The following is a 25,762-nucleotide window of genomic DNA, read 5'->3' on the forward strand; positions in this document are numbered from 1 at the left end:
ACGCGGCGTCCCCCGGCTGAGCGCCGGATCCCGACCGTCGCGAGACTCCCCGAGAGGAAGGACCACTTACCGTGCGGCACTTCGAGTACTTCCGCGTCGGCAGCACCTACGAGCTGGGGGCCACCCGGCTCACGAGCGAGGACATCATCGGCTATGCGCGGGCGTGGGATCCGATGCCCTTCCACCTGGATCCCGAGGCGGCGGCCCGCTCCCCTTTCGGCGGCCTGGTGGCCAGCGGCTGGCACACCGGCGCCGTGGTCATGGGGCAGTTCGTCCGCGCCCTGCTCGCCGGCTCCGCCTGCCAGGGCTCCTACGGCATGGACGAGGTCCGGTTCCTGCGCCCGGTGCGCCCCGGCGACGAGCTGCGCGGACGGGCCACCGTGGAGGAGGCCGCGCCGCATCCCCGGCGCCCGGACACGGGCACGGTCCGTTTCGTCGTCGAGGCGGACAACCAGCAGGGCGAAGCGGTGTACCGGATGCGTACGCGGCTGCTGTTCGGACGCGCGGAGACCAGCGGCGCCCCGCGTGAGGAGGCGGTCGTGCACCGCTGAGGGCGCCCGTGCCGCCCGTCGACTCCCGTTTCCCTTCGGATTCCCCCGGTCCGGGGGAAACGGGGCACCTCCCGAAGGACCTGGCGGATGCCTGGGCTTTGACCATACGCACCGTTGCGTCTAGTCTCGTAGGGGCGATCTTCCGGACCGGTCCTCGCCGACCGCCCGGGACGGACGCCGCGACGCGAGGAGGAGGGCACGCCATCGACGCCCCACACGACACCCGGCAGCCGGCCGACGCGCCCGCGGTGCGCACCAGGAGCGGCCCGCGGCGCAGCGAGGCCGCACGCGTCGCGGTCCTGCGAGCGGCCGACGACCTGCTGATGGACGTCGGCTTCCACGCGATGACGGTGAGCGCGATCGCCGAGCGGGCGGGAGTCGCCAAGCAGACCATCTACCGGTGGTGGCGGTCGAAGGTGGCCATCCTCCTCGACGTCCTGGAGGAGGACCTGCACGACAGGGCGTCCTGGCCGGAGCTCCCGGACTCCGCGCAAGCCGCCCTGGAGCAGCATGTGACACACCTGAGCCGGGTCTTCACCCAGTCCCCCACCGGCCACGTGCTGTTCGTGCTCATCGGTCACGCCCTGCACGACGCGAAGACCGCCACGGTCCTGCGCGACCAGGTGCTGCCCCGTCAGCGGCAGTACGACCGCTCGCGCGTCCGGCAGGCCCTCGCCCCCCTTCCCGGCCGCGAGGTGACCCCGGACGAGGCCGACCAGCTCCTCGACCTGCTCATCGGCCCCGCCTTCCACCGGGCCTTCACCACGGGACAGCCGCTGGACCCGCGGTTCGTCGAGCGCCTGACCGCCACCGTCCTGGCCTGCCGGCACGGCGTCCCGCAGGCACCCCCCTCCACCTGAAGGGCTGTTCCCCATGTTCCGCACCCGTCGCACCCGCCATACCGCCACGGTGGAGGCGGTCTCCCTGATCGCCCCGCGCATGGCCCGCATCACCCTGTCCGGACCCGGCATGTCCGCCTTCCACCCCGACGAACCCACGCAGTGGGTGAAGCTGTTCGTGACCGACCCCCTCGACGGCCGGTCGGTGGGCCGCGCCTACACCGTGCGCCACTACCGTCCCGCCGAACCGCGGCTGGACGTCGACGTGGTGCTGCACGGCAACGGTCCGGCCGCACGCTGGGCCGAAGCCGCCCGCCCGGGCCAGGAGGTCTCCTTCGGCGGCCCCAAGGGGTCCTTCCGCCCCGTCCCCGGCACGGACTACTACCTCCTGGCCGGCGACGAGAGCGCCCAGCCCGCGATCCTCACCATCGCCGAGAGCCTGCCGCCCGGTCAGCGCGGCGCGGTCTACCTGGAGGTGGAAGGCCCCGAGGCCGAGACCGAGGTGAGCCGCCCGGCCGGCCTGGACGTCGTGTGGGTCCACCGGGGCGCCGGCCGTCCGAAGGGCGAGGCGCTGCGCGACGCCGTCCTCCGAGCCACCGTCCCGCACGCGCGCGTCACCGCGTGGGCGGCCGGCGAGTCCGGTGCCGTCAGGGCCATCCGCCGCCACTTCACGGAAGCCCTCGGCCTGGACCGCCACCACGCCTACGCGAAGGGCTACTGGAAACAGGACGAGGCGGACCACCGCGATCCACTGGCCTCGGATCAGCAGTGCTTCCTCATCGTGCGGAGGCCACCGCCGGGCAGGCCTTCCCCACGCTCGGGCGGCCCGGCCCACCGGCACACGCCCGGGTCTGACCCGCCACCCCTGCTCCAGCACCGAACACGCCCTACTCCTGCTCCAGCACCACACACGCCTCCCCCGGCACATGCAGCAACCCGTCCGCCCCCGGCGCCGCCACCGGCTCCCACGCGGCCAGGACGCGGGCGGGGCGTGGCCCCAGGGGGATCGCCGCCGTCTCCTTGCCGAGGTTGACGGCCACCCGTACGTCCCCGCGCCGGAAGGCCAGCCAGCGGGCCTGGGGGTCGTGGGCGGTCTTCAGGTCGGTGAGGTCGGGGTCGGTGAGGTCGGTCTGGGCGTGGCGCAGGGCGATGAGTTCGCGGTACCAGGCCAGCACGCGCGCGTGGGGCTCGCGGCGCGGCTCGGACCAGTCCAGGCAGGAGCGGTCGCGCGTCGCCGGGTCCTGCGGGTCGGGCACCTCCTCCTCGGCCCAGCCGTGCGCGGCGAACTCCCGCCGTCTGCCCCGCCGTACGGCCTCGGCGAGGTCGGGGTCGGTGTGGTCGGTGAAGAACTGCCAGGGGGTGCCCGCCGCCCACTCCTCGCCCATGAAGAGCATCGGGGTGAAGGGGGCGGTGAGGACCAGGGCGGCGGCGCAGGCCAGCAGGCCGGGGGAGAGGGTGGCCGACAGGCGGTCGCCCTGGGCGCGGTTGCCGATCTGGTCGTGGGTCTGGCCGTAGCCGAGGAGCCGGTGCGCGGGCAGCCGGGTGCGGTCCAGGGGACGGCCGTGGTGGCGGTTCCGGAAGCTCGAATACGTCCCGTCGTGGAACCAGCCGCCCGTGAGGGTCTTGACGAGCGCGGCGAACGGGTCGCGGGCGAAGTCGGCGTAGTACCCCTGGGACTCGCCGGTGAGGGCGGTGTGCAGGGCGTGGTGGAAGTCGTCGTTCCACTGCGCGTGCAGGCCCAGCCCGCCCTCCCGGCGGGGGGTGATCAGCCGCGGGTCGTTCAGATCGGACTCGGCGATCAGGAACAGGGGCCGGCCCGTCTCGGCGGCCAGGGCGTCCACGGCCGCCGACAGCTCCTCCAGGAAGGGGTACGCGCGCGTGTCGGCCAGCGCGTGCACCGCGTCCAGGCGCAGCCCGTCCAGCCGGTGGTCGCGCAGCCACGCCAGCGCGCTCTCCAGCAGGTACGCGCGGACCTCGTCCGAGCCGGGCGCGTCGAGGTTGACGGCCGACCCCCACGGCGTGTGGTGCGTGTCGGTGAAGTACGGGCCGAAGGCCGGGAGGTGGTTGCCGGACGGGCCGAGGTGGTTGTGCACGACGTCCAGGACGACGCCGAGCCCGAGGCCGTGCGCCCGGTCCACGAACCGCTTCAGCGCCTCCGGCCCGCCGTACGGCTCGTGCACCGCCCACAGCGAGACACCGTCGTAGCCCCAGCCGTGCCGGCCGGGGAAGGGGCACAGGGGGAGCAACTCGACGTGTGTGACGCCCAGTTCCGCGAGGTGCCCGAGCCGCTCGGCGGCCGCGTCCAGGGTGCCCTCGGGGGTGTAGGTGCCCACGTGCAGCTCGTACAGGACCGCGCCCCGCAGCGGGCGGCCCGGCCACGGCGTGCGCCAGGTGAAGCGCGACTGGTCCACCACGGCGCTCAGGCCGTCGGGGCCGTCCGGCTGACGGCGGGAGCGCGGGTCGGGCAGGACCGGGCCGTCGTCCACCGCGAAGCCGTACCGCGAGCCGTCCGCGGCCTCCGCCTCGCCGGTCCACCAGCCCGCCCGCCCGGGATCACGCTCCAGCGCGCGCGTGGCCCCGTCGCACTGGAGCGTCACTCGTTCGGCCTGCGGTGCCCACACCTCGAACTGCACGGACGGTTCCCCTTCGTCTGCTCACCGTGATGCCCCAGCCCTCCCATCGTGCTCCACCCGCGGTGGATCCGCCGGGCGAACACCCGGGCACGCGCGCGAGGAGCACGGATTTCCCGTTTCCTGGACACCCGGGGTTCACTGACCGACAATCACCAGCGTGACGTCGTCCTTCGAGTTCAACACGTACCCCGCGCGGCTGTCCGACGCGGAGCGCGACAGGGCGCTGAAGGTGCTGCGTGACGGCGTCGCCATGGGCCGCCTGTCGCACGACACGTTCATCCGCCGGATGGAGCTGGCGCTCACCGCCCGGCGCTCCGACGAACTCGCCGCCCTCACCGCCGACCTGCCCCGGGAGAACCGCTTCTCCCGGGTCGTCTTCGGCACCGTCGAGGCCGTCTCCGGGTTCACCGTCCGGCTGCGGCGGGCCTGGCAGGCCGAGCGGCTGCCCAAGCTGCTCCTGCCGCACCCCGGCACCGAGCACACCCTGCGCATCGGCCGGGACCCCGCGAGCGGCCTGCGGCTCACCCACGAGAGCGTCTCCCGCGTGCACGCCGAGCTCTGCCGCCAGGGCGGCATGTGGGTGCTGCGCGACCTCGGCTCCACCAACGGCACGACCGTCAACGGGCGCCGTGTCATCGGCGCGGCCGTCGTCCGCGAGGGGGACCAGGTCGCCTTCGGACAGCTGGCGTTCCGCCTCTCGGCGAACTGAACACCGCCCCAAGTCCTCGCGCCCGCGGCGGTGTTGACGTACCCCCCGCGCCATGACTCACTGTGCGTACACCGCGCACTCCCGGTGAACCGACGAACCGACGAACCGACGAACCGGCGAACCGGCGAACCGACGAACCGACGGCGCTCCGACGCGGAGGTGTGCCCTGCCGCCACTCCTGCGCTACCCCACCGTGGACGAGATCGCGGCCCGCGCGGCCGCGCTCGCCGCCCGCCGGCCCGGGGACGCCCGGCTGCGCCGCGTCGGGCTCTCCCGCGCGGGCACGCCCCTGTGGCTGCTGTCCGTCGGACACGGCACCCGCCAGGCGCTCGTCGTGGCCGGACCGCACGCCAACGAGCCCGTCGGCGGCGCCACCGTCCTGCGGCTGGCCGAACGCGTCCTCGCCGACCCCCGCCTCGCCGAGGGCGCCGACGCCACCTGGAACCTGCTGCTGTGCCTGGACCCCGACGGCCTGCGCCACAACGAGGGCTGGCTGACCGGTCCGTACACCCTCGGCCGCTACTTCCGGCGGTTCTTCCGCCCGGGCTTCCTCGAACAGCCCGAGTGGCTGCCCGAGGGAGCGGCCGCCGCCGCCCTGCCCGAGACCCGCGCGCTGCTCCGCCTCCAGGACGAGCTGAAACCTTTCTTCCAGTGCTCGCTGCACGGCGTCGACGTCGGCGGCGGCTTCGTGGAACTCACCCGTGACCTGCCCGGACTCGCCCAGCGGACGGCCCACGCCGCCGCCCGCCTCGGCATCCCCCGCGAACTCGGCGCCTACGACACCCTGTACTGGCCCCGCCTCGGACCCGCCGTCTACCGCATCCCGCCGCCACGCCCGCGCGACCTGGCCGCCGCCATCACCGAGGGCCGTCGAGTCGACCTGGTACCACCCGCACCGGCACGGCACGGTCACCGCCGTCGTCGAGTCGCCCATGTGGGGGGTCGCCGCCGTCGAGGACGCCTCCCCGCCCGCCGACCGGGACGCGGCGCTGCGCACGGTCAGCGGGACCCTGCGGCACGACACCCGCCTCCTGGAACGGCTCCTCACCCGGGTACGGCCCCACCTCCCCGGCACCCCCGACGCCGCACGCCTGCTCGCGCCGGTCGACGACTATCTCCTGGTCTGCCCCGGCCTCGCCACCGCCTGGGACCCGGACACCGCCGACCCCACCCATCCGCTCCCGCCGCTCAGCACCGCCCATCTGACCGCCCTGCGCATCGCCGGCCGCCGCATCGCCGTCCGGACGGCCGGTCTGCTGCACCAGCTCGTCACCGGCGCCGGACACGACCCGGCCGGGGCGCTGCCGGAGCTGGACGGGCTCATCGACCGGTGGTGCGCCGACTACCGCGACGGCTTCCAGGCGCGCTGGATCCCCGTCGCCCGCCAGGTGGAGTACCAGGTGCGGGTCGTGCTCGCGGCGTTCGACCTCGCCGGGCGCCACGCCGCCGGTCCCGCACGATCGGGTGAGCCGGACTGGGGAAGCCGGCCCGCCGTGCCGATGCACCGGGAATGAGGCACTTCCCCCCACACCCCGTGCTCGGCGCCCTCTCCGCCGCCACCGCGCTCCTCCTCGCCGCCGCCCCGGTGCCGGCCGCCGCGCCCCGCGACGGGCTGCCCGGCGACTGGGTCCGGCTGACGGTCACCGGGGGCGGCCCCCGTTCCGCCGGCACCCGCGGCACCCTGCTGCTGTGCGACCCGCCCCGGGGCCACTCCCGCGCCGCCGAGGCCTGCGCCGACCTCGACGCGGCGCGCGGTGACATCCGCTCCATCCCCGCGGGGGACGGCATCTGCTCCCTGGTGTACGCCCCGGTGACCGCCGAGGCCCACGGGCGGTGGAAGGGCCGCACCGTCACGTACACCGAGGACTTCGCCAACGCCTGCGTGATGTACGCCGAGACGGGCGCCGTGTTCGCCCTGGACGACGAGCGGCCGCCCGGCCTTCCCGGTCTTCCGCCCGCCCTCCCCGGTCCTGCCGAGCGGTCGGGGGACTGACCTCCGCGGTCCGCTTCGGGGCTCCCCGTAGGCGGGCGGGCGGCTCCGGGGGCGTACGGCCGTGTGCGCACCCGTCCACCTGTGCAGCCGTGGCACCTGTGCAGCCGTGGCACCTGTGCAGCCGTGGCACCAGTGCAGCCGTGGCACCAGTGCGGCTGTAGCACCTGTGCACCTGCATGTTCCGCGTGCCGCCCGCGGTCTGCCGCGTGCCCGCGCCTACGCCGCCCCCTCGCGCGCGTGCAGCGCCGCCGCCACGACCGTACGGGACTGGTGCTCCACCTGGTGCTCCACCGGCACCCAGCGGGCACGGAAGCGTTCGGCGAAGGACTCGCTCCAGGCCGCGACGAGGTGCTCCAGCCGGGGGGCCGCCCGGTCCTCCCGCTCCCGCAGGACCCGCCACAGCATCGCCGCCGCCCGCAGCGGCAGCCGCCGGGCGAAGGCGTCCACGCTGCCGACGTACGCCATCGTCGTGTCGGCCGGTGGGGTGTGGGTCAGGTCCGCGGCCAGACCCGGCACCAGCTCCAGTCCCCACCGGGCCGCTCTGAGCAACGGCCCGTCCACCCCCTCCAGGCGCGGCAGCGCCTCCGCCAGCACCCGCTCCACCTCCCACGCGTCCCGCAGCAGCCGGTGCGCCAGGCGGCGGATCGCCGCGGCCGGGGCGGGGTGCGGGGCGGGGTCGTCCACCATGTCGCTCGCCCACATCGGCACCTCGACGACCGCGGTCAGACCGCCGTAGCGGTGGGCGTGGTACCAGGTGCTGTGCCGGGCGTCGTCCGGCATGCTCGGGTACGCCGCGCCCGCCCCCGGCTCCGGCATCACGTGCACCCCGGGCCCGGACGCCGGCCAGCCCGCCGCGTCGGAGGAGCCCGTCTCCACCGGTATGTGCAACTGCGCCGCCGACTTGGCGAACGGCTCGGCCAGCCCCGGGATGTCCTTCGTCAGCTGCACCCAGCTGCCGCCCAGGTCGGTGCCGTGCAGCGTCACCTGGAGGTAGGGCCGCAGCTCGTCGATGACCCGGGTCAGCGCGCGCGTCTCGGGCGGCAGCCGGTCCGGCGGGAGGACGGCGGGCGACCACTCCGGCTGCTCCGGGCCCGCGGGCCGGAAGAAGCCGAGGTGGTAGTCGAGCAGGCTGCGCGGCGACGGGGCGCGGTGCAGGCTCGCCCCGTCGGGGTCGGCGCACAGCAGGAAGTGCCAGGACAGACCGTCCCGCAACTCCCTCTCGTGCACCACCCGTTCGGCGAGCGCGAGCAGGGTCGGCCCGCCGGTCGGCTCGTTCGCGTGCGCCCCGGCGACCACCAGCACCGCGCGTCGGGCACGGCCCACGGACAGCAGGTGCAGCGGCCGTCCCGCACGGGAGAGCCCCACCCGGCGCAGCGCGCACAGACCGGGTTGGAGCGCGGTCAACGACCCCGCGAGCGAGGTCAGTTCGCGCACCGTGGGGTAGCGCTGCTCCGGCACCAGACTCACCCCCGTCACGTCAGCCCGGCCTTCGCCATCCGCAGTACCCCATGGACGCCCCGCGCTGTCAAGAACGCCCAGGGGAGCCTCCCCGGGGCGCCCGGATGCGCGTACCGGACCGCGTCGGAGCGGCCGGCGCGCTCAGGGCGCTCCCGACGGATCTCCGCGACGCCGCGGGCGGCCGGCAGGCGACGGGCGGGAGCGCCGGCCGGCGACCCGCTGCCGCCGCCCGTCCACAACCTCCCAGGACAGAACACCTAGTCGGCCACCCGTTCCAGCAGCGCCACCGGCAGCCGGTGGAACAGCTCCGCCACGCGCGCGTGCCCGGTGAACTTCCGTCCGCCGTCCAGGGCGTCGGCCCACCGCCCCGGCGGCAGCGCGAGCCGGGTGTCCCGCCAGCCGCCCGCCTCCGCCAGCCGCAGCGACAGACGTGTCACGGCCGTGACGACCTCCCCGGAGCGCGCGAACGCCAGACAGTGGCCGGCGGCCGGCCCCTCGGCGGTCAGCGGCGCGTACGTCGCCGACTCCCCGAAGACGTCCGGCCGCCGCCGGCGCAGCCGCAGCGCCGCCGCCGTCACCTCGCCCTTGGCACCGGGAGCCTCCGGCGGCAGGGACACGGGCCGGCGGTTGTCCGGGTCCACCAGGGCCCGGTACTCGCCCTCCGTGCCCTGGTAGACGTCCGGCACCCCCGGCATCGTCAGGTGCACCAGCGCCGTACCCAGCACGTTCGCCCGGATGTGCGGCTCCAACGCCTCCCGCAGCGCGGCCACCCGCTCGCCGGGCGCCCCGCACGGCCCCGCCGCGACGAACGCGGCCACCGCCTCCTCGTACGGCGGCTCCTGCTCCGTCCAGCTCGTGTACAGCCCCGCCTCGCGCACGTGCTTGAGCAGCGCCTCCCCGACCCGCTCGGGGGCCGCCGGCCCGAGCCCGAACACCGTCTGCCAGACCACCCACGCCGTCTGCCCGTCCGGCACGGCCTCCTCGGCCCGCGTCACCTGCTCCAGGACCTCCTCCCAGCGCCGCGGGCACTGCGACAGCACGGCCAGCGCGGCCCGCACGTCGGCACTGCGCTTGGTGTCGTGCGTCGACACCACCGTCCCGGTCGCCGGCCAGTCGCGCTGCACGCGCGCGCAGTAGGCGTGGAACCGGTCCGGGGACACGCCCGGCCGGCCCGGATCGCCGCCCACCTCGTTCACCGACAGCAGCGGCACGTACCGGTAGAACGCCGTGTCCTCGAGAGCCTTGGCCCGCAGCGCGGACGCCGTCTGCGCGAACCGCGTCCGGAACTCCACCGCCGCCGGGCCCGAGCCGCCGCCCAGCACCAGGGCGCGCACCACGTCGACCGCGCCCGCCTCCTCGGGGACCACGAAGGCGTGCCGCGCCTCCCCGGCGGCCTCCTCGGTGACCACCTCGGACGCGTCACCCGAGGCGTAAGGCCGGTACACCTCCAGCCGGACCAGCAGCTCCTCCAGGGCCGTGCGCAGCGCCCAGGGCGCCCGGTCGCGCAGCGCAGGGTCCGGGGAGGCGGCGCACACCCGCACCGCCGTCCGGGTCAGCCGGTCCAGCTCGGTGGCCAGCTCGTGCGCGAGCACCCCGTACGCCGCCCGCCGGGCCGTCGCCGCCCACTGGCCGCCCCGGTCGGTCTGCGGGGCCGCGAAACGCCGGTACAGCGCGAGCAGCTCGCCGGCGCCGCGCGGGTCGGTGAAGAGCCCGTCGACGTGGCGCAGGGCGTCGTAGCCCGTGGTGCCGGCGACCGGCCAGGAGTCCGGCAGGCGTTCCTCGTCCGCAAGGATCTTCTCCACGACCGTCCAGCGGCCCCCGCTCGCCCCGTGCAGCCGCTCCAGATAGGTGTCGGGGTCGGCGAGGCCGTCGGGGTGGTCGACGCGCAGCCCGTCCACCACGCCCTCGTGCAGCAGCTGGAGGACCTTCGCGTGCGTGGCCTCGAACACCTCGGGGTCCTCCACCCGCACCCCGATCAGCTCGGAGATGCTGAAGAACCGCCGGTAGTTGAGCTCGGTGCGGGCCAGCCGCCACCACACCGGCCGGTACCACTGCGCGTCCAGCAGCTGGGGCAGCGGCAGGTCCTCGGTGCCCTCGCGCAGCGGCAGCTCGTGGTCGTGGTAGCGCAGGACACCGCCGTCGACGCGGAGCCGGCCGAGTTCGTCGCCGACCGGCCCGCCCAGCACCGGCAGCAGCAGCTGGCCGCCCTGCGCCTCCCAGTCGATGTCGAACCAGCGCGCGTACGGCGACCTCGGGCCCTCCCGCAGCACCTCCCACAGGGCCCGGTTGTGGCGCGGGGCCACCGCCATGTGGTTCGGCACGATGTCCACGACCAGTCCGAGCCCGTGCTCCCGCGCGGTGCGGGACAGCGCCCGCAGACCCTCCTCCCCGCCGAGCTCCTCGCGCACGCGCGTGGGGTCCACGACGTCGTACCCGTGCGGGGAGCCGGGCACGGCCTCCAGCACGGGCGACAGGTGCAGGTGCGACACCCCCAGCGACGCCAGGTACGGCACGGCCGCCGCCGCGGCCGCGAACGGGAACGCCGGCTGCACCTGGAGCCGGTAGGTGGCCGTGGGCACGACAGGGGCGGTGCGCTCAGAGGTCATGCAGACCTACGTACCCGCCGCGCCCCTGATCGTGTCACCGCACCCGCCAGGTGGACGGACGCCGGCCCACCCGGGACAGCACTGCTAGGCCGGTCGCTGGAGCACCGTCATGCCGCGGTCCACCAGGGTCAGCCGGTCCCCGGCCGCGACCTTGGCGCCCACGCCCCGCGCCGGTGCCGCCGGGTCCGCCGTGTCCACGACCACCTGCCACTGCCGCCCGTGGTCGACCGGCACCACGAACTCCAGCGGCCGCGGCGAGGCGTTGAACATCAGCAGGAAGGAGTCGTCGGTGATCCGCTCCCCGCGCGCGCCCGGCTCGGAGATCGCGTTGCCGTTGAGGAACACGGTCAGCGCCGACGCCTGCGCCGAGTTCCAGTCCCGCTGGGTCATCTCCTTGCCCTCGGGGGTGAACCAGGCGATGTCCGACAGCTCGTCGTGGGTGCCCTCCACGGGCCGCCCGTGGAAGAAGCGGCGCCGGCGGAAGACGGGGTGCTCCGCGCGCAGCCGGACGAGCGCCCGGGTGAACTCCAGCAGGCCGGCGCCGTCGTCCTGGCCGGGGTCGGGCCACCGCACCCAGGACAGTTCGCTGTCCTGGCAGTAGGCGTTGTTGTTGCCGCGCTGGGTGCGGGCCATCTCGTCGCCGTGGCTGATCATGGGCACGCCCTGGGACAGCATCAGCGTGGCGAGGAAGTTGCGCATCTGGCGGGCGCGCAGCTCCAGGACCGCCGGGTCGTCGGTGTCGCCCTCCGCACCGCAGTTCCAGGACCGGTTGTGGCTCTCGCCGTCCCGGTTGTCCTCGCCGTTGGCCTCGTTGTGCTTGTGGTCGTAGGAGACCAGGTCGTGCAGGGTGAAGCCGTCGTGGCAGGTCACGAAGTTGATCGAGGCCAGCGGGCGGCGGCCGTCGTCCTGGTAGAGGTCGGAGGAGCCGGTCAGCCGGGAGGCGAACTCCGCGAGCGCGCGCGGCTCGCCGCGCCACAGGTCCCGCACGGTGTCGCGGTACTTGCCGTTCCACTCGGTCCACAGGGGCGGGAAGTTGCCCACCTGGTAGCCGCCCTCGCCGACGTCCCACGGCTCGGCGATCAGCTTCACCTGCGAGACGACGGGGTCCTGCTGCACCAGGTCGAAGAACGACGACAGCCGGTCCACCTCGTGGAACTGGCGGGCCAGGGTCGCCGCCAGGTCGAAGCGGAACCCGTCGACGTGCATCTCGGTGACCCAGTACCGCAGCGAGTCCATGATGAGCTGGAGGACGTGCGGGGACCGCATGAGCAGCGAGTTCCCGGTGCCCGTGGTGTCCATGTAGTAGCGCGGATCGTCGGTCAGCCGGTAGTACTGCGGATTGTCCAGGCCCCGGAAGGACAGCGTCGGGCCCAGGTGGTTGCCCTCGGCGGTGTGGTTGTAGACCACGTCGAGGATGACCTCTATCCCCGCCTCGTGCAGCGCCCGCACCGCCGACTTGAACTCCAGGACCTGCTGCCCGCGGTCGCCCCAGGAGGCGTAGGCGTTGTGGGGGGCGAAGAAACCGATGGTGTTGTAGCCCCAGTAGTTGTTCAGGCCCATGTCGACCAGCCGGTGGTCGTTGACGAACTGGTGTACGGGCATCAGCTCCAGTGCCGTGACGCCCAGCTCGGTGAGGTGTTCGATGATCGCCGGGTGCGCGAGGGCCGCGTAGGTGCCGCGCAGTTCGTCCGGCAGCCCGGGGTGGCGCATCGTCAGGCCCTTGACGTGGGCCTCGTAGATCACCGTGTGGTGGTACTCGGTGCGCGGGCTCCGGTCGTCGCCCCAGTCGAAGTAGGGGTTGACCACGACCGACGTCATCGTGTGGGGAGCCGAGTCGAGGTCGTTGCGCCGGTCGGGCGAGCCGAAGTGGTAGCCGTACACCTCCTCGCCCCACCGGACCGAGCCGCTGATCGCCTTCGCGTAGGGGTCGAGCAGCAGCTTCGCCGAGTTGCAGCGCAGCCCGCGCTCCGGCGCGTACGGGCCGTGCACCCGGAAGCCGTAGCGCTGTCCGGGCATGATGCCGGGCACGTACGCGTGCCGCACGAACGCGTCGCTCTCGCGCAGTTCCACGGCCGTCTCGGAGCCGTCGTCGTGCAACAGACACAGCTCCACTCGGTCCGCGGCCTCGGTGAAGACCGCGAAGTTCGTACCGGCGCCGTCGTACGTGGCGCCGAGGGGATATGCCTCTCCAGGCCAGACCTGCATGGATACGACTCTTTCAGGTGTGCCGCCCCGCTGGGGGTGCCTTGGCATCGAGTCTCCCGGAAAGTGAGGGAACCACCTGTGACGTATGTCCCTCTTACCCGTCGACCGGTGCATACGCCGGAAATCGGTGTGTGCCGAACCAGTGGGGCAGAAATCACGTACTCCCGGGGCCATGGGGGAGTAGGGGGAAGATGTGCGCACGACAGTGCGCCGCCACCTGGGCAAGGTGGTGGCAGGCGCGGGCCTCGCGCTGACCGCGACGGCCGCGATGATCGCGATCACCCTGCCGGGACCGGCGGGGGCGGACGGGACCGCAGGGAGCACCGGGCAGGCCGCCGGACAGGCGGCCGCGGAACAGGAGACCGGACAGGGCGCTGGACAGGGTACGGGGCAGGGCGCCGGGCAGCAGGGCGGCTCGGCCGCGGTGGAACCCGGCGTCGTCGAGGCGGCGCCGGCCGAGGGCACCCGGGGGGAGGGCCGCGATCCGCTGACCGACGACGAGAGCGCGCGTGCCGAACGGATCGCGCTCAACCGGCAGTTCCTCGAGGCCGGTGAGGACGTCGACGGCGACCGCGGCCCGCAGCGGCTGGGCGTCGACCTCGCCGAGCCGGCCGCGGCCGAGGCCGACGACCCGGACGCGCCCCGGCGCGCCGAGGTGACGTTCTACGACTACAAGGACGACACCCTCGTCACCCGGACCGTCAACCTCGACACCGGCACCGTCGAGAGCACCGGCACCCAGCAGGGCGTCCAGCCGCCGCTCAACGCGGCCGAGGAGGCCGAGGCGGTCCGGCTGCTCCTCGCCGACCCGCTGGGCGCGGGCCTGAAGGCCGACTACAAGGACGCCACCGGAAGGGAACTCGCCTCCCCGGACCAGCTGGTGCCGTTCGGCATGGTGTACCACGCCTCGCCGGGCGCCCAGCCCGCCGCCTTCGACAGCTGTGGTGTCCACCGCTGCGTACGGCTGCTGCCCAAGGTCAGGAACGGACCGTGGATCGACGCCCGGTCCCTGCTGATCGACCTGAGCGACCGCAAGGTCGGCAGGCTCACCGGCTGAGGCCGCCCGCGGGGCCGCTCGCGAGGCCGGTCGGCAGGCGCACCGGCCGAGCCGCCCGTCCGCCGCTCGGCCGTCGAGTTCCGACACCTTCACAGTCCGCCGCAGGAACGCACAGGAAGTCATCTCCTCATGCGCGTCAAGTCCGTGAACAGCGGCCTCCGGCCGCGGGGCGCCGGCCGTGCCCGCCAGGCCGCGGCCCTCGGCCTGTCCGTGGCCGCGCTGGCCGCCGCCGCGTCGGCCGGCGGCACCGGCCCGGCCGCCGCCCGGCCCGAGGCCGCCCCGGCGGCCGCCGCCGCCGAGTGCAGCGCCGCCTACCGCATCCAGCAGAAGCTCACCTCCGGCACCACCTGGCGCATGTGCTGGCGCCACGAGGCGAAGTCCGGCATCGTCCTGGAGAAGATCTCCTACCAGCCGCCCGGTGAGTCCCGCCCGATCCGCGTCCTCAACAGCGCCCGGATCGCCCAGATCCACGTGCCGTACGACGACGGCAAGAACGAGTACAACGACATCACCGACTTCAACTTCGGCAACGGCATGGTGAACCTCGCCCCCGCCGAGTGCCCCGGCGGCACCGTCAAGACGGTGAAGGTGCCGGAGGCGTACAACTCCGGGACCCCGAACGTCAAAGGCCTGTGCACCACGACCCGCGCGCACGGACACGCCTACCGCATGCAGGCCGACTCGGGCGGGGTCCACCAGGCCCAGGGCAAGGACCTGCTGGTCTACAGCGTCAACAAGGTCGGCTGGTACGAGTACATCACCGAGTGGCGCTTCTCCGACGACGGCACCATCGGCATGAACGTCGGCGCCACCGGCAGCCTCTCCCCCTTCGACTACGACGCCGGGGACGGCCGGGGCTGGCCGCTGGGCAAGGGGGCCAAGGCGTACGCCACCAGCCACAGCCACAACGTGTTCTGGCGGCTCGACTTCGGCCTCGACGGCTCCTCCAAGACGAAGGTCGAGCAGTACGACACGAAGGTCAGCCCGCCCGCCTCCGGACGGCCGGGCCCGGCCGGCAGGACCACCCGCACCGCCGTCACCAAGGAACGCGCGGGCGACGCGGCGAACATGCGCTGGTGGCGCGTGGTGAGCACGGCCGGCAAGAACAAGGACGGCCACCCGCGGTCCTACGAGATCGTCACCGGCGCCGGCACCACCTACCCGGGGCGCGCCTTCACCCGGCACGACGTCTACTTCACCCAGTACGACCCGTGCGAGCAGTACGCCAGCAACAACGTGCGCGACTGCGGCAGCCCCCGGCACGGTACCTCGGTGGACACATGGGTGAACGGCCAGACCCTCACCCACCCCGTGGCCTGGGTCAACGTCGGTTTCCACCATGTCGCCCGGGACGAGGACCAGCAGCCCATGCCGGTCCACTGGCAGGGCTTCTCCCTCGCCCCGCGGGACGTCACGGCTATGAATCCGCTCACTCCGCGCGCCCTCGCGAGCCAGAACGGACGGCCCGACAGCGGAGGTTGAGAAACGACCTGTCCATCCGGCTGCACCGCCGACCGCTCCCGGAGTACCCTTCCTTGATCGTTGGGACGGGGAGTGCTCGGGGGAGCGGAAGGCGGTGCTTGGGTGGGCTCGGGAGGGCTGGAGCTGCCCCCTGGTGACGAGGGTCACGAGGGAGGCTCCTCCACAGACGTCCCGCCCGGCACGGTGTCGCTGGCCCGGCCGATGGAGGGCGCCATCGGGCCGGAGCTGGACTGGGACGCCGACGCCTGGCGCGAGGTACGCACCCGCGCCCAGCGGGCCGGCCGGGCCTACATCTGGCTGAACCTCGTCGAACAGCGGCTGCGCGCCGTCGTGGCCGCCGTGCTGCGGCCCATCTACGAACCCGTCCACGGCGACGACTGGGTGGTCGCCGCGGCCGGCCCCGCCGGACAGGAGTGGGTGCAGCGCGCGGTCGCGGTACGCGAGGTCAGCCGGCGCAAGGGCTACCTGCTCGACCCGGCCGACGACAACGTGATCTCCTTCCTGACGCTGCCGCAGCTGCGCGAGCTGATGGTGCAGCACTGGCCGTGCTTCGAGCCGTACTTCGACGACCGCCGGGACGTCGAACTCGCCCTGGACGAGCTGGAGGTCACCCGCAACGTCGTCTCCCGCAACCGGGCGCTGTCCGAGGCCGTGCTGAACCAGGCCGAACGCGCCTCCGCGCGCCTGCTGGAGATGCTCGGCACGGGCGGTGACGTACCCTCCGCGCGCCGGCTGCCCGTCGACGCCGTCGAGGACCTGGTGGGCGACCGGTACGCGGACGTGGTCGCCGTCCACTCCGACCGGGTGCGGCTGCTGCGCCGGTTCCCCGCAGAGGACATTTTCGACGGCGCCCGCCGCCTCGACGCCATCGGCATCGGGCTCAACCTGCTCGTGCAGAACTTCTCCGGCCGCCGGCTGGTCCGCCTCGCCGAGGCCGGCGCCCGGGTGCGGCTGCTCTTCCTCAACCCGGCCTCCAGCGCGGTCAAGCGCCGCGAGCGCGAGCTCGGCATGAAACGCGGCGAGCTGAGCCGCGCCGTGGAGATGAACATCCTGCACATGCGCCGGGTGCGCTCCCGGCTGCGCGATCCGGGCGCCTTCCAGATCCAGGTCTACGACGAGACGCCCCGCTTCACCGCCTACCTCGTAGACGGCGACGGCTCCGACGGCGTCGCGGTCGTCCAGTCCTATCTGCGGCGCATGCGCGGCATGGAGGCGCCGGTGCTGGTGCTGCGCAACGGCAACCGGGTGGTCAAGTCGGACGAGGTCGATGAAGGCGGACTCTTCGCCGCCTACCGCGAGGAGTTCGAGCTGGCCTGGGTGGATTCGCGGCCGGTGTCCTGAAACGTCCCGCCGCCTGTCCAGGGGTGTGCCCGGCCCGAGAAGCGGAATGAGATCCTCTGATTGTCAGTGGCGCATGGGAAGGTGGAGGCCACTGGGGGAAGCACCACCAAGAAGGGGGGCCACCATGGCCTGGCACCGGGAGCTGCTGATCGGCTTCGACCTGGAGACGACCGGAACGGATCCGCGCGAGGCGCGCATCGTCACGGGGGCCGTGATCGAGGTGAGGGGCGCACAGGTCCTGGGGCGCCGGGAGTGGCTGGCGGACCCGGGCGTGGAGATCCCGGCGGAGGCCGTCGCGGTCCACGGGATCAGCACCGCGCGGGCGGCCGCCGAGGGCGACCCCGCCGACCGGGTCGCGGACGCCATCGCGGACGTCCTGGTGACGTACTGGCGGACCGGCGTCCCCGTCGTCGCCTACAACGCCGCCTTCGACCTGACCCTGCTCTCCGCCGAACTGCGGCGGCACGGGCTGCCGTCCCTGCGCGACCGCCTGGGCGGCCTCGACCCGGCCCCGGTGGTCGACCCGTACACCGTCGACCGCCGGGCCGACCGCTACCGTCGCGGCAAGCGCAACCTCGAAGCGGTCTGCGCCGAGTACGGCGTCCCCCTCGACGCGGCGCACGACGCCTCGGCCGACGCCCTCGCCGCAGCCCGGCTCGCCGGCGCGATAGCCGAGCGCCACCCCAAGATCGCGGCCCTCGGCCCGGCGGAGCTGCACCGCCGCCAGATCGAGTGGTACGCCGAGTGGGCGGCGGACTTCCAGGACTTCCTGCGCCGCAAGGGCGACGCCCAGGCGGTGGTCGACGGGACCTGGCCGGTGCGGGAACTCGCGGACGAAAAGGTCTGAACCCCCGAGGGGACAGGGGGGCTGACCGTCCGATGGGGACAGGGTGCTGACCGTCCGATGGGGACAGGGGCCTGACCGCCCGTCTCAGAAGGGGTACCAGCGCACCGCCGCGTCCCCGTCCCGCAGCGACGCCACCCGTCGTCCGAACTCGGCCAGCGCCCCGGGGTCGGTCGGCGCGTGCTGGGCGACCCAGGCGCAGCTCGCCGTCTCCCGGGCCCCGCGCAGGACCGCGCAGCCCTCCCACTCCCGGACATCCCAGCCGTACGCGTCGGTGAAGGAGTCGTAGGCCTCGGCGGGCAGCCCGTAGCGGTCGCGGGAGAGGGCCATCACGACCAGATCGTGCTCGCGCAGGTCGGCGGAGAAGGTCTCCAGGTCGACCAGGACCGGACCGTCCGGGCCGACGTGGACGTTGCGGGGCAGCGCGTCACCGTGGATCGGGCCGGGCGGCAGATGCGGGGTGAGCGCCGCGGCGGACGCGGCGAAACCGTCGCGGCGCCGGCGCAGGAAGGCGGCGTCCGCCGGGTCGATCGCGTCCCCCGCCAGCCGCAGCCAGCGCTCCACACCGGACAGCAGATCGCGCGGGGGCAGGGCGAGGGAGGGCGAGGGGGCGGGCAGGGCGTGCACGGTCCGCAGCAGTCCGGCCAGATCGCGGGGCCCCGCGGGCCGTACCGGGTCGGGCAGCCGGTGCCACACCGTCACCGGATGGCCCTCGACCAGCAGCGCCTCCGGTTCGGCCGCCCGCACCGCGGGGACGCCCGCCTCGGCGAGCCACACCGCGATGCCCAGTTCGCGCCGGGCCCGGTCCAGGAGTTCGGCGTCCCGGCCGACCTTCACCACCAGGTCCCCGGCGGCGAACACCGCGTTCTCGCCCAGGGCGAGGAGCCGCGCGTCCCGCGCCGGGCCCGGCAGTACCCCCGCAGCGGCCAGTACCTCCCGCGCGCGTGCCTCGTCCATCGTCCGCCTCCGTGTCATGTACGGCTGTGCCGTGTACCGCTGTGCCGTGTGCCGCGGGGGCCGTGTCCGGCCCCGGGGACGGCGCCGGAATCCGGCCGTCCGACGGCCAGTCTCGCATTCGTACAGGTGGGGCCGGTGTGCGGTGCCCTTGACGGCGTACCGACCCTTCACGACCATGGCGGAGCCCGCCGCAGCCGCCGGGAAGGGGGATCGCTTCGTGCCGACGACGACCGAGGAGAGCCGCACGGTGCGCCGCGCGCCCGGCACCGGCCCGCCGGCCCGGCGCACCGGGAGACCCGGCGCCTGGTTCCTCGTCCTGCCCGCGCTGATCCCGGTCCTGGTGCTGAGCGCCGGCCCGCTGCTGTACGGGATCCTGCTGGCGTTCACCGACGCCCAGTCGGGCCGGACCACGCCCACGCAGTGGATCGGCGCGCTCAACTTCCGGGACCTGTGGCACGACACGCTGTTCTGGGAGTCGTTCCGCATCGGGCTGGTGTGGGCGGTCGGGGTGACCGTCCCGCAGTTCCTGCTCGCCCTCGGCCTGGCCCTGCTGCTCGACCAGGAGCTGCGGCTGCGCTGGCTCGCCCGCGCCCTCGCGATCGTCCCCTGGGCGATGCCCGAGGTCGTCGTCGGCATCATGTGGCGGCTCGTCTACAGCCCCGACGCCGGTGTCCTCAACGAGACCCTGCGCGACCTCGGCCTCGGCGACGGGCGGGACTGGCTGAGCGGCCTGTCCACCGCCCTGCCCGCGGTGATCGCCGTCGGCGTCTGGGCGGGCATGCCGCAGACCACCGTCGCCCTGCTCGCCGGACTCCAGAACACCCCGCGCGAACTGCACGAGGCCGCCGCGGTCGACGGCGCGGGCGCCTGGCGCCGCTTCCGCACGGTCACCTGGCCCGCGCTGCGCCCCGTCGCCCTCGCCGTCACGGCCCTGAACTTCATCTGGAACGTCAACTCCTTCGCCCTGGTCTACGTCCTGACCAGCGGCGGCCCCGGCGGACGCACCCGGCTTCCGATGCTCTTCGCCTACGAGGAGGCCTTCCGCTACGGGCAGTTCGGCTACGCGGCGGCGATGGGATGCGTGATGGTCGTGGTGATCTCGGTGCTGCTCGCCCTGTTCCTCGTGGGCCGGCTCGGAGGAGGTGACGCGTCATGAGGACGAGCACCGCGGGCCGGGCCGGCCAGTACCTCGCCCTGCTGGCCTATCTCGTCTTCCTGGCCTTCCCCTTCCTGTGGCTGGTCTCCACCGCCTTCAAGTCGCCCAGGGAGCTGGGCAGTCTGCACCCGTCGTGGATCCCGGCGGACCCCACCCTCGCCAACTTCCGGCAGGCCTTCGAGGAGCAGCCGCTGCTGCGCGCCGCGGGCAACTCCCTGCTGGCCGCCGCCGGGGCCGCGCTGATCGCCGTGCTGCTCGCCACCCCTCTGGCCTACACCGTCGCCCGCCGGCGCACCCCGCTCGCGCGCGCCGCGACGGGCTGGGTGGTGGTCAGCCAGGCGTTCCCGCTCGTGCTGGTGATCGTCCCGCTGTTCCTGGTGCTGAAGAACCTGCGGCTGATCGACTCCCTGGCGGGGCTGGTCATGGTGTACGTGGTGTGGGCGCTGCCGTTCGCGCTGTGGATGCTCGTCGGATACGTGCGCGCGGTGCCCGTCGAACTGGAGGAGGCGGCCGCCGTCGACGGGGCCGGACGGCTGCGCACGCTGGTGTCGGTGACGGCGCCGCTGCTCGCGCCGGGGATCGCGGCGACCGCAATGTTCGCCTTCGTCACCGCGTGGAACGAGTTCTTCTTCGCGCTGGTGCTGCTGAAGTCGCCGGAGAAGCAGACCCTGCCGGTCGTCCTCACCCACTTCATCGGTGCCGAGGGCGTCGCCGACCTCGGGCCGCTGGCGGCCGCCGCCTTCCTCGCCACCCTTCCCTCGCTCGTCGTCTTCGCGGTGATCCAGCGGCGGATCACCGGCGGGATGCTCGCCGGGGCGGTGAAGAGCTGATGCGCGCGGCGGCCGCGGGCGTCCTGGCCCTGGTCCTGCTGCTGGCGGGCTGCGCGGGCGGCGGCGACGGCGACGACGGCCGGGTCACCCTCCGGTTCCAGTCCCTGGCCTGGCAGGAGGAGTCCGTCGAGGCCAACAAGGAGCTGGTGGCGGAGTGGAACACGGCCCACCCGGACGTCCGGGTGGAGTACGTCCAGGGAAGCTGGGACAGCGTCCACGACCAGCTCCTGACCTCCTTCGAGGGCGGCGAGGCACCGGACGTCATCCACGACGCCTCCGACGACCTCGCGGACTTCGCCTACGGCGGCTACCTCGCCGACCTCACCGGCCTGCTGTCGAAGCGGCTGGAGGCCGACATCCCGCCGCGCAGTTGGGAGACGACGACCTTCGGGGACGGCGTCTACGGCGTGCCCTTCCTCCAGGAACCGCGGGTCCTCATCGCCAACGCGACCTGGCTGAGGGAGTCGGGGGTGCGCATCCCGACGCCCGAACGGCCGTGGAGCTGGACGGAGTTCCGGGAGATCACCGAGCGGCTCGGCGGCGACGGCCGGTACGGCGTGGCCTGGCCGCTGAAGGACCCCGTCTCCGCCACCCTCAACCTCTCCCTGTCGGCGGGCGGCCGGCTCTTCCACCGGGGCGCCGACGGAAAGGTCACGGTCCGCTTCGAGGAGGGCGACGAGGTCGTGCCGCGCACCGTTCACGACCAGGTCGGCGTGGACGGCAGCGCCCCGGACTCGCTGCTCGGCAGCGGCGGCTCCGACACCCTGCCCGGCTTCTTCGCCGGCAAGTACGCGATGGTCCCGCTGGGCTTCTCCTACCGCCAGCAGATCGTCCAGCAGGCCCCCGAGGGCTTCGACTGGCAGGTGCTGCCCGCCCCGGCCGGCGCCGACGGGCTCACCCAGGGCGTCAGCCCGCAGACCCTGTCCATCGCCGAGGACAGCCCGCACAAGGAGGAGGCCGCCGCGTTCGTCGACTTCCTCCTCCAGCCGCCGAACATGGTGCGGCTGGCCCTGGGCGACTGGATGCTGCCCACCGGCACCCGGGCCCTCGCCGACCCGGCCCTGCGCACGACCGAGGACGACTGGGCGACCGGCACCGCGCTCGCCGGCCATCTGAGCCCGGCACCCGCCCAGTCCGTCCGCGGCTACCCGGAGTGGAAGGACAAGGTCGCCACCCCCGCCTTCCAGGAGTACTACAGCGGCGCGATCGGCCTGGCCGAGCTGCGGCGACGACTGGAGGAGGACGGGAACCTGGTGCTGGCGCGCTACCAGCGCTGAGGCGTGGTCCGCGCCGGCGCGGGGCGGTGGCGCGGGCCACCTGTCCCGGCCGGCCGTGCGGGGCGCCCGTGCCGGGTGCCGCGCAGGCGGCCCGCACCCGGCGAACGGGTGAGGGACGAGAATTCGATTGCACGAGACGTCTCGTCTCGCTTACGGTCGGCGACATGACCGCTCCCGCCCACATCGCCATGTTCTCCATCGCCGCCCACGGCCATGTGAACCCCAGCCTGGAGGTGATCCGGGAACTCGTCGCGCGCGGGCACCGCGTCACCTACGCCATCCCGCCCGCCCTCGCCGACAAGGCCGCCGGGACCGGCGCCGAGGTGAGACCGTGGCACTCCACCCTGCCCTCGCCCGAGGCCGACCCATCGGCCTGGGGGACCACCCTCCTCGACAACGTGGAACCCTTCCTGGACGACGCGATCCAGGCCCTGCCCCAGCTGACCGAGGCCTACGCCGGGGACGAGCCCGACCTCGTCCTGCACGACATCGCCTCCTACCCCGCCCGCGTCCTCGCCCACCGCTGGGGCGTGCCCGCGATCTCCCTCTCGCCCAGCATGGTCGCCTGGGAGGGCTACGAGGAGGAGGTCGCCGAGCCGATGTGGGCCGAGCCGAGGAAGACCGAACGCGGCCGGGCCTACTACGCCCGCTTCAGCGCCTGGCTGGCGGAGCACGGGATCACCGAGCACCCCGACTCCTTCGCCGGCCGGCCCGCCCGCTCCCTGGTGCTCATCCCCAGGGCGCTCCAGCCCCACGCCGACCGGGTCGACGAACGGGTGTACCGCTTCGTCGGCGCCTGCCAGGGCGACCGCGGTGCCGAGGGCACCTGGACGCGGCCCGACGGGGCCGCCAGGGTCGTCCTCGTCTCGCTGGGCTCGGCCTTCACCAAGCAGCCCGACTTCTACCGGGCCTGCGTGGCGGCCTTCGCGGACCTGCCCGGCTGGCACCTGGTGCTCCAGGTCGGCAGACACGTCGACCCGGCCGAACTGGGCGACGTGCCCGCGCACGTGGAGGTGCGCTCCTGGGTCCCGCAATGGGCGATCCTCCAGCAGGCCGACCTGTTCGTCACCCACGCCGGCGCCGGCGGCAGCCAGGAGGGGCTGGCCACGGCGACCCCGATGATCGCCGTACCGCAGGCCGCGGACCAGTTCGGGAACGCGGACATGCTCCAGGCGCTCGGGGTCGCCCGGCAACTGCCGACGCGGGAGGCGAGCGCCGAGACCCTGCGGGCCCTCGCCCTCGCCCTGGTCGACGACCCCGAGGTCGCCCGGCGGCTGAAGGAGATCCAGGCCGGCATGGCGCGGGAGGGCGGCACGCGCAGGGCGGCCGACCTCATCGAGGCCGAACTGCCCTAGCGGCACGCGCGTGTGGAGCGACCCGCACGTGTGGAGCGGCGCGTACCGCTACGGCGGCGCGCACGCGCGGGGGCCCGTCGACTCCCCTGTGGTCGACGGGCCCCCGGGCCGGAGGAAGGCCGTGCGCGTCAGACCCGTACGGGTTCGCCCTTGTCGTCGTGCGTCACCGGCGCGGCGACGGCGTCCGGCGCCTCGTCGTGGGTGAGGTCGGGCAGCCGGTGCAGCCACTTCGGCAGGTACCAGTTGCGCTCGCCCAGCAGCGCCATCACCGCCGGGAGCAGCACGCCCCGGATCACCGTCGCGTCGATCAGGACCGCCGCCGCGAGACCCACGCCCATCTGCTTCATGGACTGCATGGACAGCGTGCCGAAGATCGCGAAGACGGCGACCATGATGACGGCGGCGCTGGTCACGACACCCGCCGTGGTGACGACGCCGTGGGTGATCGCGTCCCTCGTCGTCCGGCCCCGCAGCCGTGCCTCACGGATCCGGGAGACCACGAACACGTGGTAGTCCATCGACAGCCCGAACAGGATCACGAAGAGGAACAGCGGCAGCCAGGTGACGATGGCACCGACGCCCTCCGCGCCCACCAGGGAGGCGCCCCAGCCGTGCTGGAAGACCGCCACGAGGATGCCGTAGGCCGCTCCCACCGACAGCAGGTTCAGCACGATCGAGGTGAGCGCGACCGTCAGCGAGCGGAACGACAGCAGCATCAGTCCGAAGGCGAAGACCACGACGAAGGCGAAGACCGGGACGACGGCTCCGGCGAGCTGGTCGTTGAAGTCCTTCGAACCGGCCACCTGCCCGGTGATCGGCGCCTCGACGCCGTCGACCTCGCCGAGGGTCGCCGGCCGCACCTCGTCCCGCAGCGTGTCCAGGCTCGCGCCCGCCTTGTCCAGGTCGGAGCCGCCGACGAGCGGCACGTACACGAAGGCGACGTTCTGCGCGTCGTGCAGCTTGATCTCGACGGGCCCGCGCGAGGCGCCCGAATCGACCGCCCGCTCACGGAAGTCGGCGAGCGCCGCCTTCACCTCGGGTGCGTTGATGTCCTTCGCCTTCACGACGACCTCGGCCGGCTCGGAGCCGCCGGGGAACGCCTCGTTGAGCCGGTTGTACGTCTGGACGATGGGCAGCGAGTCGCCGAACTCCTGGTCCAGGGTGAGTTGCTGGGTCTTCATGCCGAGCGCGGGCGCCGCGACGGCGAGCAGGGCGCCGGTCGCGACGACCACGGAGACGACCGGCTTGGCGAGCACGCCCTTCAGGACGGCCGTCCAGAACCGGCTCCCGCCGTTGCCGCCGTTACCGCTGTTGCCGCCGTTACCGCTGTTGCCGCGGCGCCGCAGGAAGGGGATCCGGCCCTTCTCGACCCGCTCGCCCAGCAGCGACAGCAGCGCGGGCAGCACCGTCACGGAGCCGACCATCGCCACGGCCACGACCATCAGCGAGGCCAGGCCCATCGCCTCGAACTCGGCGAGCCCGGTGAACAGCATGCCCGCCATCGCCACGCACACCGTCACACCGGAGACGACGATCGCGCGGCCGCTGGTCGCGGCGGCGATCCGCAGCGCGGTCTGCGCGTCCCGGCCGGCGGCCCGCTCCTCCCGTTCCCGGCGCAGGTAGAACAGGCAGTAGTCGACGCCGACGGCCAGGCCCACCAGCAGCATCACGGAGTTCGCGGTGTCGCTCATCGGCATGACGTGGCTGACGACGCCCATCAGGCCCATCGTCGCCACGATCGCGGTGATCGCCAGCAGCACCGGCAGCAGCGCCGCGACCAGCGCGCCGAAGGCGATGAGCAGAATGCCGAGGGCCACCGGCACCGCGGAGTACTCGGCCTTCTGGAAGTCGTCCCCGAAGGCGTCGTCGAACGTCTTCATCATGCTGGCGCCGCCGATCTCCTCGATCCGCAGCGACGCGTGGTCCTCCTGCACGCCCTCCACGGCCTTCAGCACCGGCTCCACCCGCTCGCCCGCGGTGGCGGAGTCGCCCCTGATGTCGAACTGCACCAGCGCGCTGCGGCCGTCCTCGGAGATCGTCCGCGTGTCGTACGGCGAGGTGACGTCGGTGGCCTCGCCGGTGCCCTCGACGGCCGTGACGACCGCCTCGACGGCCGCGCGGAACTCGGCGTCGGTGGCCTTCAGATCGCCGTCCTTCGCCTGGACGAGGACCGTCTCACCGGCCGGCTCCTCGATCCCGGCGTCCTCGACGATCCGGGCGGCGGTGTGCGTCTCGCCCTTGAGCTGGTCACTGTCGTCGACGTCGACCCGGCCCGCCGCCGACCCGAGCCCCATGGCCAGGACGACGAACAGCACCCAGATGCCGACGGCCGCCCAGCGGTGCCGGGCGCTCCAGCCGCCGGCCCGCGCGGCGATGCCCCGCACCCGTGAATCTCCGTTCCCCATGACGGGCTGCCCCCTTGAGGTGCGGTGGCGGCCCCCTGCCGCCACCTTCCGTTTCGACGGTAGG

The 25,762-nt window shown here is 73.8% G+C and carries 17 protein-coding genes and 3 pseudogenes; 14 read left to right on the top strand and 6 right to left on the bottom strand.

What is annotated here, in order from left to right; genetic code table 11:
- Positions 1–71 precede the first annotated feature (71 nt).
- The 3 genes and pseudogenes from ACIP67_RS19415 to ACIP67_RS19425 all read left to right on the top strand — a co-directional run.
- Positions 72–551, top strand: coding sequence for a MaoC family dehydratase (locus ACIP67_RS19415; protein ID WP_401693103.1), 480 nt, complete (start codon positions 72–74; stop codon positions 549–551).
- Between the two features lie 248 nt (positions 552–799).
- On the top strand, positions 800–1,411 hold the full coding sequence (locus ACIP67_RS19420) for a TetR/AcrR family transcriptional regulator (protein ID WP_401693104.1): 612 nt from the start codon (positions 800–802) through the stop codon (positions 1,409–1,411).
- A gap of 109 nt (positions 1,412–1,520) precedes the next feature.
- Positions 1,521–2,105 (top strand): annotated as a pseudogene (locus ACIP67_RS19425) (siderophore-interacting protein); the annotation flags it as partial.
- A gap of 172 nt (positions 2,106–2,277) precedes the next feature.
- Here ACIP67_RS19425 and treZ read toward each other — a convergent pair.
- Positions 2,278–4,023 (bottom strand): malto-oligosyltrehalose trehalohydrolase, encoded by a 1,746-nt coding sequence (gene treZ, locus ACIP67_RS19430; RefSeq protein ID WP_401693106.1) that lies wholly within the window; start codon positions 4,021–4,023, stop codon positions 2,278–2,280.
- Between the two features lie 157 nt (positions 4,024–4,180).
- On the opposite strand from treZ, the gene ACIP67_RS19435 reads away from it, so the two are divergent.
- From ACIP67_RS19435 to ACIP67_RS19445, 3 genes and pseudogenes are all read left to right on the top strand, one after another.
- A complete protein-coding gene (locus ACIP67_RS19435; protein ID WP_401693107.1) occupies positions 4,181–4,732 on the top strand; it encodes an FHA domain-containing protein in 552 nt (183 codons plus the stop codon).
- 193 nt (positions 4,733–4,925) lie between these two features.
- Positions 4,926–6,246: pseudogene (locus ACIP67_RS19440) on the top strand (M14 family zinc carboxypeptidase).
- A complete protein-coding gene (locus ACIP67_RS19445; RefSeq protein ID WP_401693109.1) occupies positions 6,243–6,725 on the top strand; it encodes an SSI family serine proteinase inhibitor in 483 nt (160 codons plus the stop codon). Before ACIP67_RS19440 ends, ACIP67_RS19445 begins: the two are co-directional and overlap by 4 nt.
- A 216-nt stretch (positions 6,726–6,941) precedes the next feature.
- Here the strand turns inward: ACIP67_RS19445 and ACIP67_RS19450 are convergent, their stop codons facing one another.
- From ACIP67_RS19450 to glgX, 3 genes are all read right to left on the bottom strand, one after another.
- Positions 6,942–8,192, bottom strand: a complete 1,251-nt coding sequence (locus ACIP67_RS19450; protein ID WP_401693282.1) for a M14 family zinc carboxypeptidase — start codon at positions 8,190–8,192, stop codon at positions 6,942–6,944.
- Positions 8,193–8,440: 248 nt separating this feature from the next.
- On the bottom strand, positions 8,441–10,789 hold the full coding sequence (gene treY / locus ACIP67_RS19455; protein WP_401693111.1) for a malto-oligosyltrehalose synthase: 2,349 nt from the start codon (positions 10,787–10,789) through the stop codon (positions 8,441–8,443).
- An 84-nt stretch (positions 10,790–10,873) separates the two neighbouring features.
- The gene (gene glgX, locus ACIP67_RS19460; protein ID WP_401693113.1) at positions 10,874–12,994 is read right to left on the bottom strand and encodes a glycogen debranching protein GlgX; all 2,121 of its coding nucleotides are present in this window, start codon (positions 12,992–12,994) and stop codon (positions 10,874–10,876) included.
- Positions 12,995–13,187: 193 nt separating this feature from the next.
- Here glgX and ACIP67_RS19465 point away from each other — a divergent pair, with 193 nt between their 5' ends.
- The 4 genes from ACIP67_RS19465 (at position 13,188) to ACIP67_RS19480 (ending at position 17,721) form a co-directional block, all read left to right on the top strand.
- Positions 13,188–14,051, top strand: a complete 864-nt coding sequence (locus tag ACIP67_RS19465; RefSeq protein ID WP_401693114.1) for a Tat pathway signal sequence domain protein — start codon at positions 13,188–13,190, stop codon at positions 14,049–14,051.
- A gap of 129 nt (positions 14,052–14,180) precedes the next feature.
- The gene (locus ACIP67_RS19470; RefSeq protein WP_401693115.1) at positions 14,181–15,533 is read left to right on the top strand and encodes a copper amine oxidase; all 1,353 of its coding nucleotides are present in this window, start codon (positions 14,181–14,183) and stop codon (positions 15,531–15,533) included.
- Between the two features lie 102 nt (positions 15,534–15,635).
- A complete protein-coding gene (locus tag ACIP67_RS19475; RefSeq protein WP_401693117.1) occupies positions 15,636–16,874 on the top strand; it encodes an SAV2148 family HEPN domain-containing protein in 1,239 nt (412 codons plus the stop codon).
- A gap of 124 nt (positions 16,875–16,998) precedes the next feature.
- Positions 16,999–17,721 (top strand): 3'-5' exonuclease, encoded by a 723-nt coding sequence (locus tag ACIP67_RS19480; protein WP_401693118.1) that lies wholly within the window; start codon positions 16,999–17,001, stop codon positions 17,719–17,721.
- A gap of 84 nt (positions 17,722–17,805) precedes the next feature.
- Here ACIP67_RS19480 and ACIP67_RS19485 read toward each other — a convergent pair whose 3' ends face one another.
- Positions 17,806–18,675, bottom strand: a complete 870-nt coding sequence (locus tag ACIP67_RS19485) for a phosphotransferase enzyme family protein (protein ID WP_401693119.1) — start codon at positions 18,673–18,675, stop codon at positions 17,806–17,808.
- Positions 18,676–18,892: 217 nt separating this feature from the next.
- Between ACIP67_RS19485 and ACIP67_RS19490 the strand changes: the two genes are divergently transcribed.
- From ACIP67_RS19490 to mgt, 4 genes and pseudogenes are all read left to right on the top strand, one after another.
- Positions 18,893–19,831 (top strand): carbohydrate ABC transporter permease, encoded by a 939-nt coding sequence (locus ACIP67_RS19490; RefSeq protein ID WP_401693120.1) that lies wholly within the window; start codon positions 18,893–18,895, stop codon positions 19,829–19,831.
- Positions 19,828–20,661 carry a carbohydrate ABC transporter permease gene (locus tag ACIP67_RS19495; protein WP_401693122.1) on the top strand — a complete coding sequence of 278 codons (834 nt, stop codon included), beginning with the start codon at positions 19,828–19,830 and terminating at the stop codon, positions 20,659–20,661. The genes ACIP67_RS19490 and ACIP67_RS19495 overlap by 4 nt, the downstream gene beginning before the upstream one ends.
- The gene (locus ACIP67_RS19500; protein ID WP_401693123.1) at positions 20,661–21,938 is read left to right on the top strand and encodes an ABC transporter substrate-binding protein; all 1,278 of its coding nucleotides are present in this window, start codon (positions 20,661–20,663) and stop codon (positions 21,936–21,938) included. The genes ACIP67_RS19495 and ACIP67_RS19500 overlap by 1 nt, the downstream gene beginning before the upstream one ends.
- Positions 21,939–22,059: 121 nt before the next feature.
- Positions 22,060–23,293 (top strand): annotated as a pseudogene (gene mgt, locus ACIP67_RS19505) (macrolide-inactivating glycosyltransferase).
- Positions 23,294–23,421: 128 nt separating this feature from the next.
- Here the strand turns inward: mgt and ACIP67_RS19510 are convergent.
- Positions 23,422–25,698, bottom strand: a complete 2,277-nt coding sequence (locus ACIP67_RS19510; RefSeq protein ID WP_401693124.1) for an MMPL family transporter — start codon at positions 25,696–25,698, stop codon at positions 23,422–23,424.
- Between the last annotated feature and the right edge of the window lie 64 nt (positions 25,699–25,762).

Origin of the sequence: Streptomyces sp. NPDC088812, assembly GCF_044750285.1 — a bacterium.
Classification (GTDB): Bacteria; Actinomycetota; Actinomycetes; order Streptomycetales; family Streptomycetaceae; genus Streptomyces.

What these genes read in the sequence shown, in the direction of transcription:
- ACIP67_RS19500 (WP_401693123.1), top strand. Translation starts at nt 20,661, where the DNA reads ATGCGCGCGGCGGCCGCGGGCGTCCTGGCCCTGGTCCTGCTGCTGGCG.
- ACIP67_RS19510 (WP_401693124.1), bottom strand. Translation starts at nt 25,698, where the DNA reads ATGGGGAACGGAGATTCACGGGTGCGGGGCATCGCCGCGCGGGCCGGC.
- ACIP67_RS19485 (WP_401693119.1), bottom strand. Translation starts at nt 18,675, where the DNA reads ATGGACGAGGCACGCGCGCGGGAGGTACTGGCCGCTGCGGGGGTACTG.
- ACIP67_RS19495 (WP_401693122.1), top strand. Translation starts at nt 19,828, where the DNA reads ATGAGGACGAGCACCGCGGGCCGGGCCGGCCAGTACCTCGCCCTGCTG.
- ACIP67_RS19480 (WP_401693118.1), top strand. Translation starts at nt 16,999, where the DNA reads ATGGCCTGGCACCGGGAGCTGCTGATCGGCTTCGACCTGGAGACGACC.
- treY (WP_401693111.1), bottom strand. Translation starts at nt 10,789, where the DNA reads ATGACCTCTGAGCGCACCGCCCCTGTCGTGCCCACGGCCACCTACCGG.
- ACIP67_RS19445 (WP_401693109.1), top strand. Translation starts at nt 6,243, where the DNA reads ATGAGGCACTTCCCCCCACACCCCGTGCTCGGCGCCCTCTCCGCCGCC.
- glgX (WP_401693113.1), bottom strand. Translation starts at nt 12,994, where the DNA reads ATGCAGGTCTGGCCTGGAGAGGCATATCCCCTCGGCGCCACGTACGAC.
- ACIP67_RS19470 (WP_401693115.1), top strand. Translation starts at nt 14,181, where the DNA reads ATGCGCGTCAAGTCCGTGAACAGCGGCCTCCGGCCGCGGGGCGCCGGC.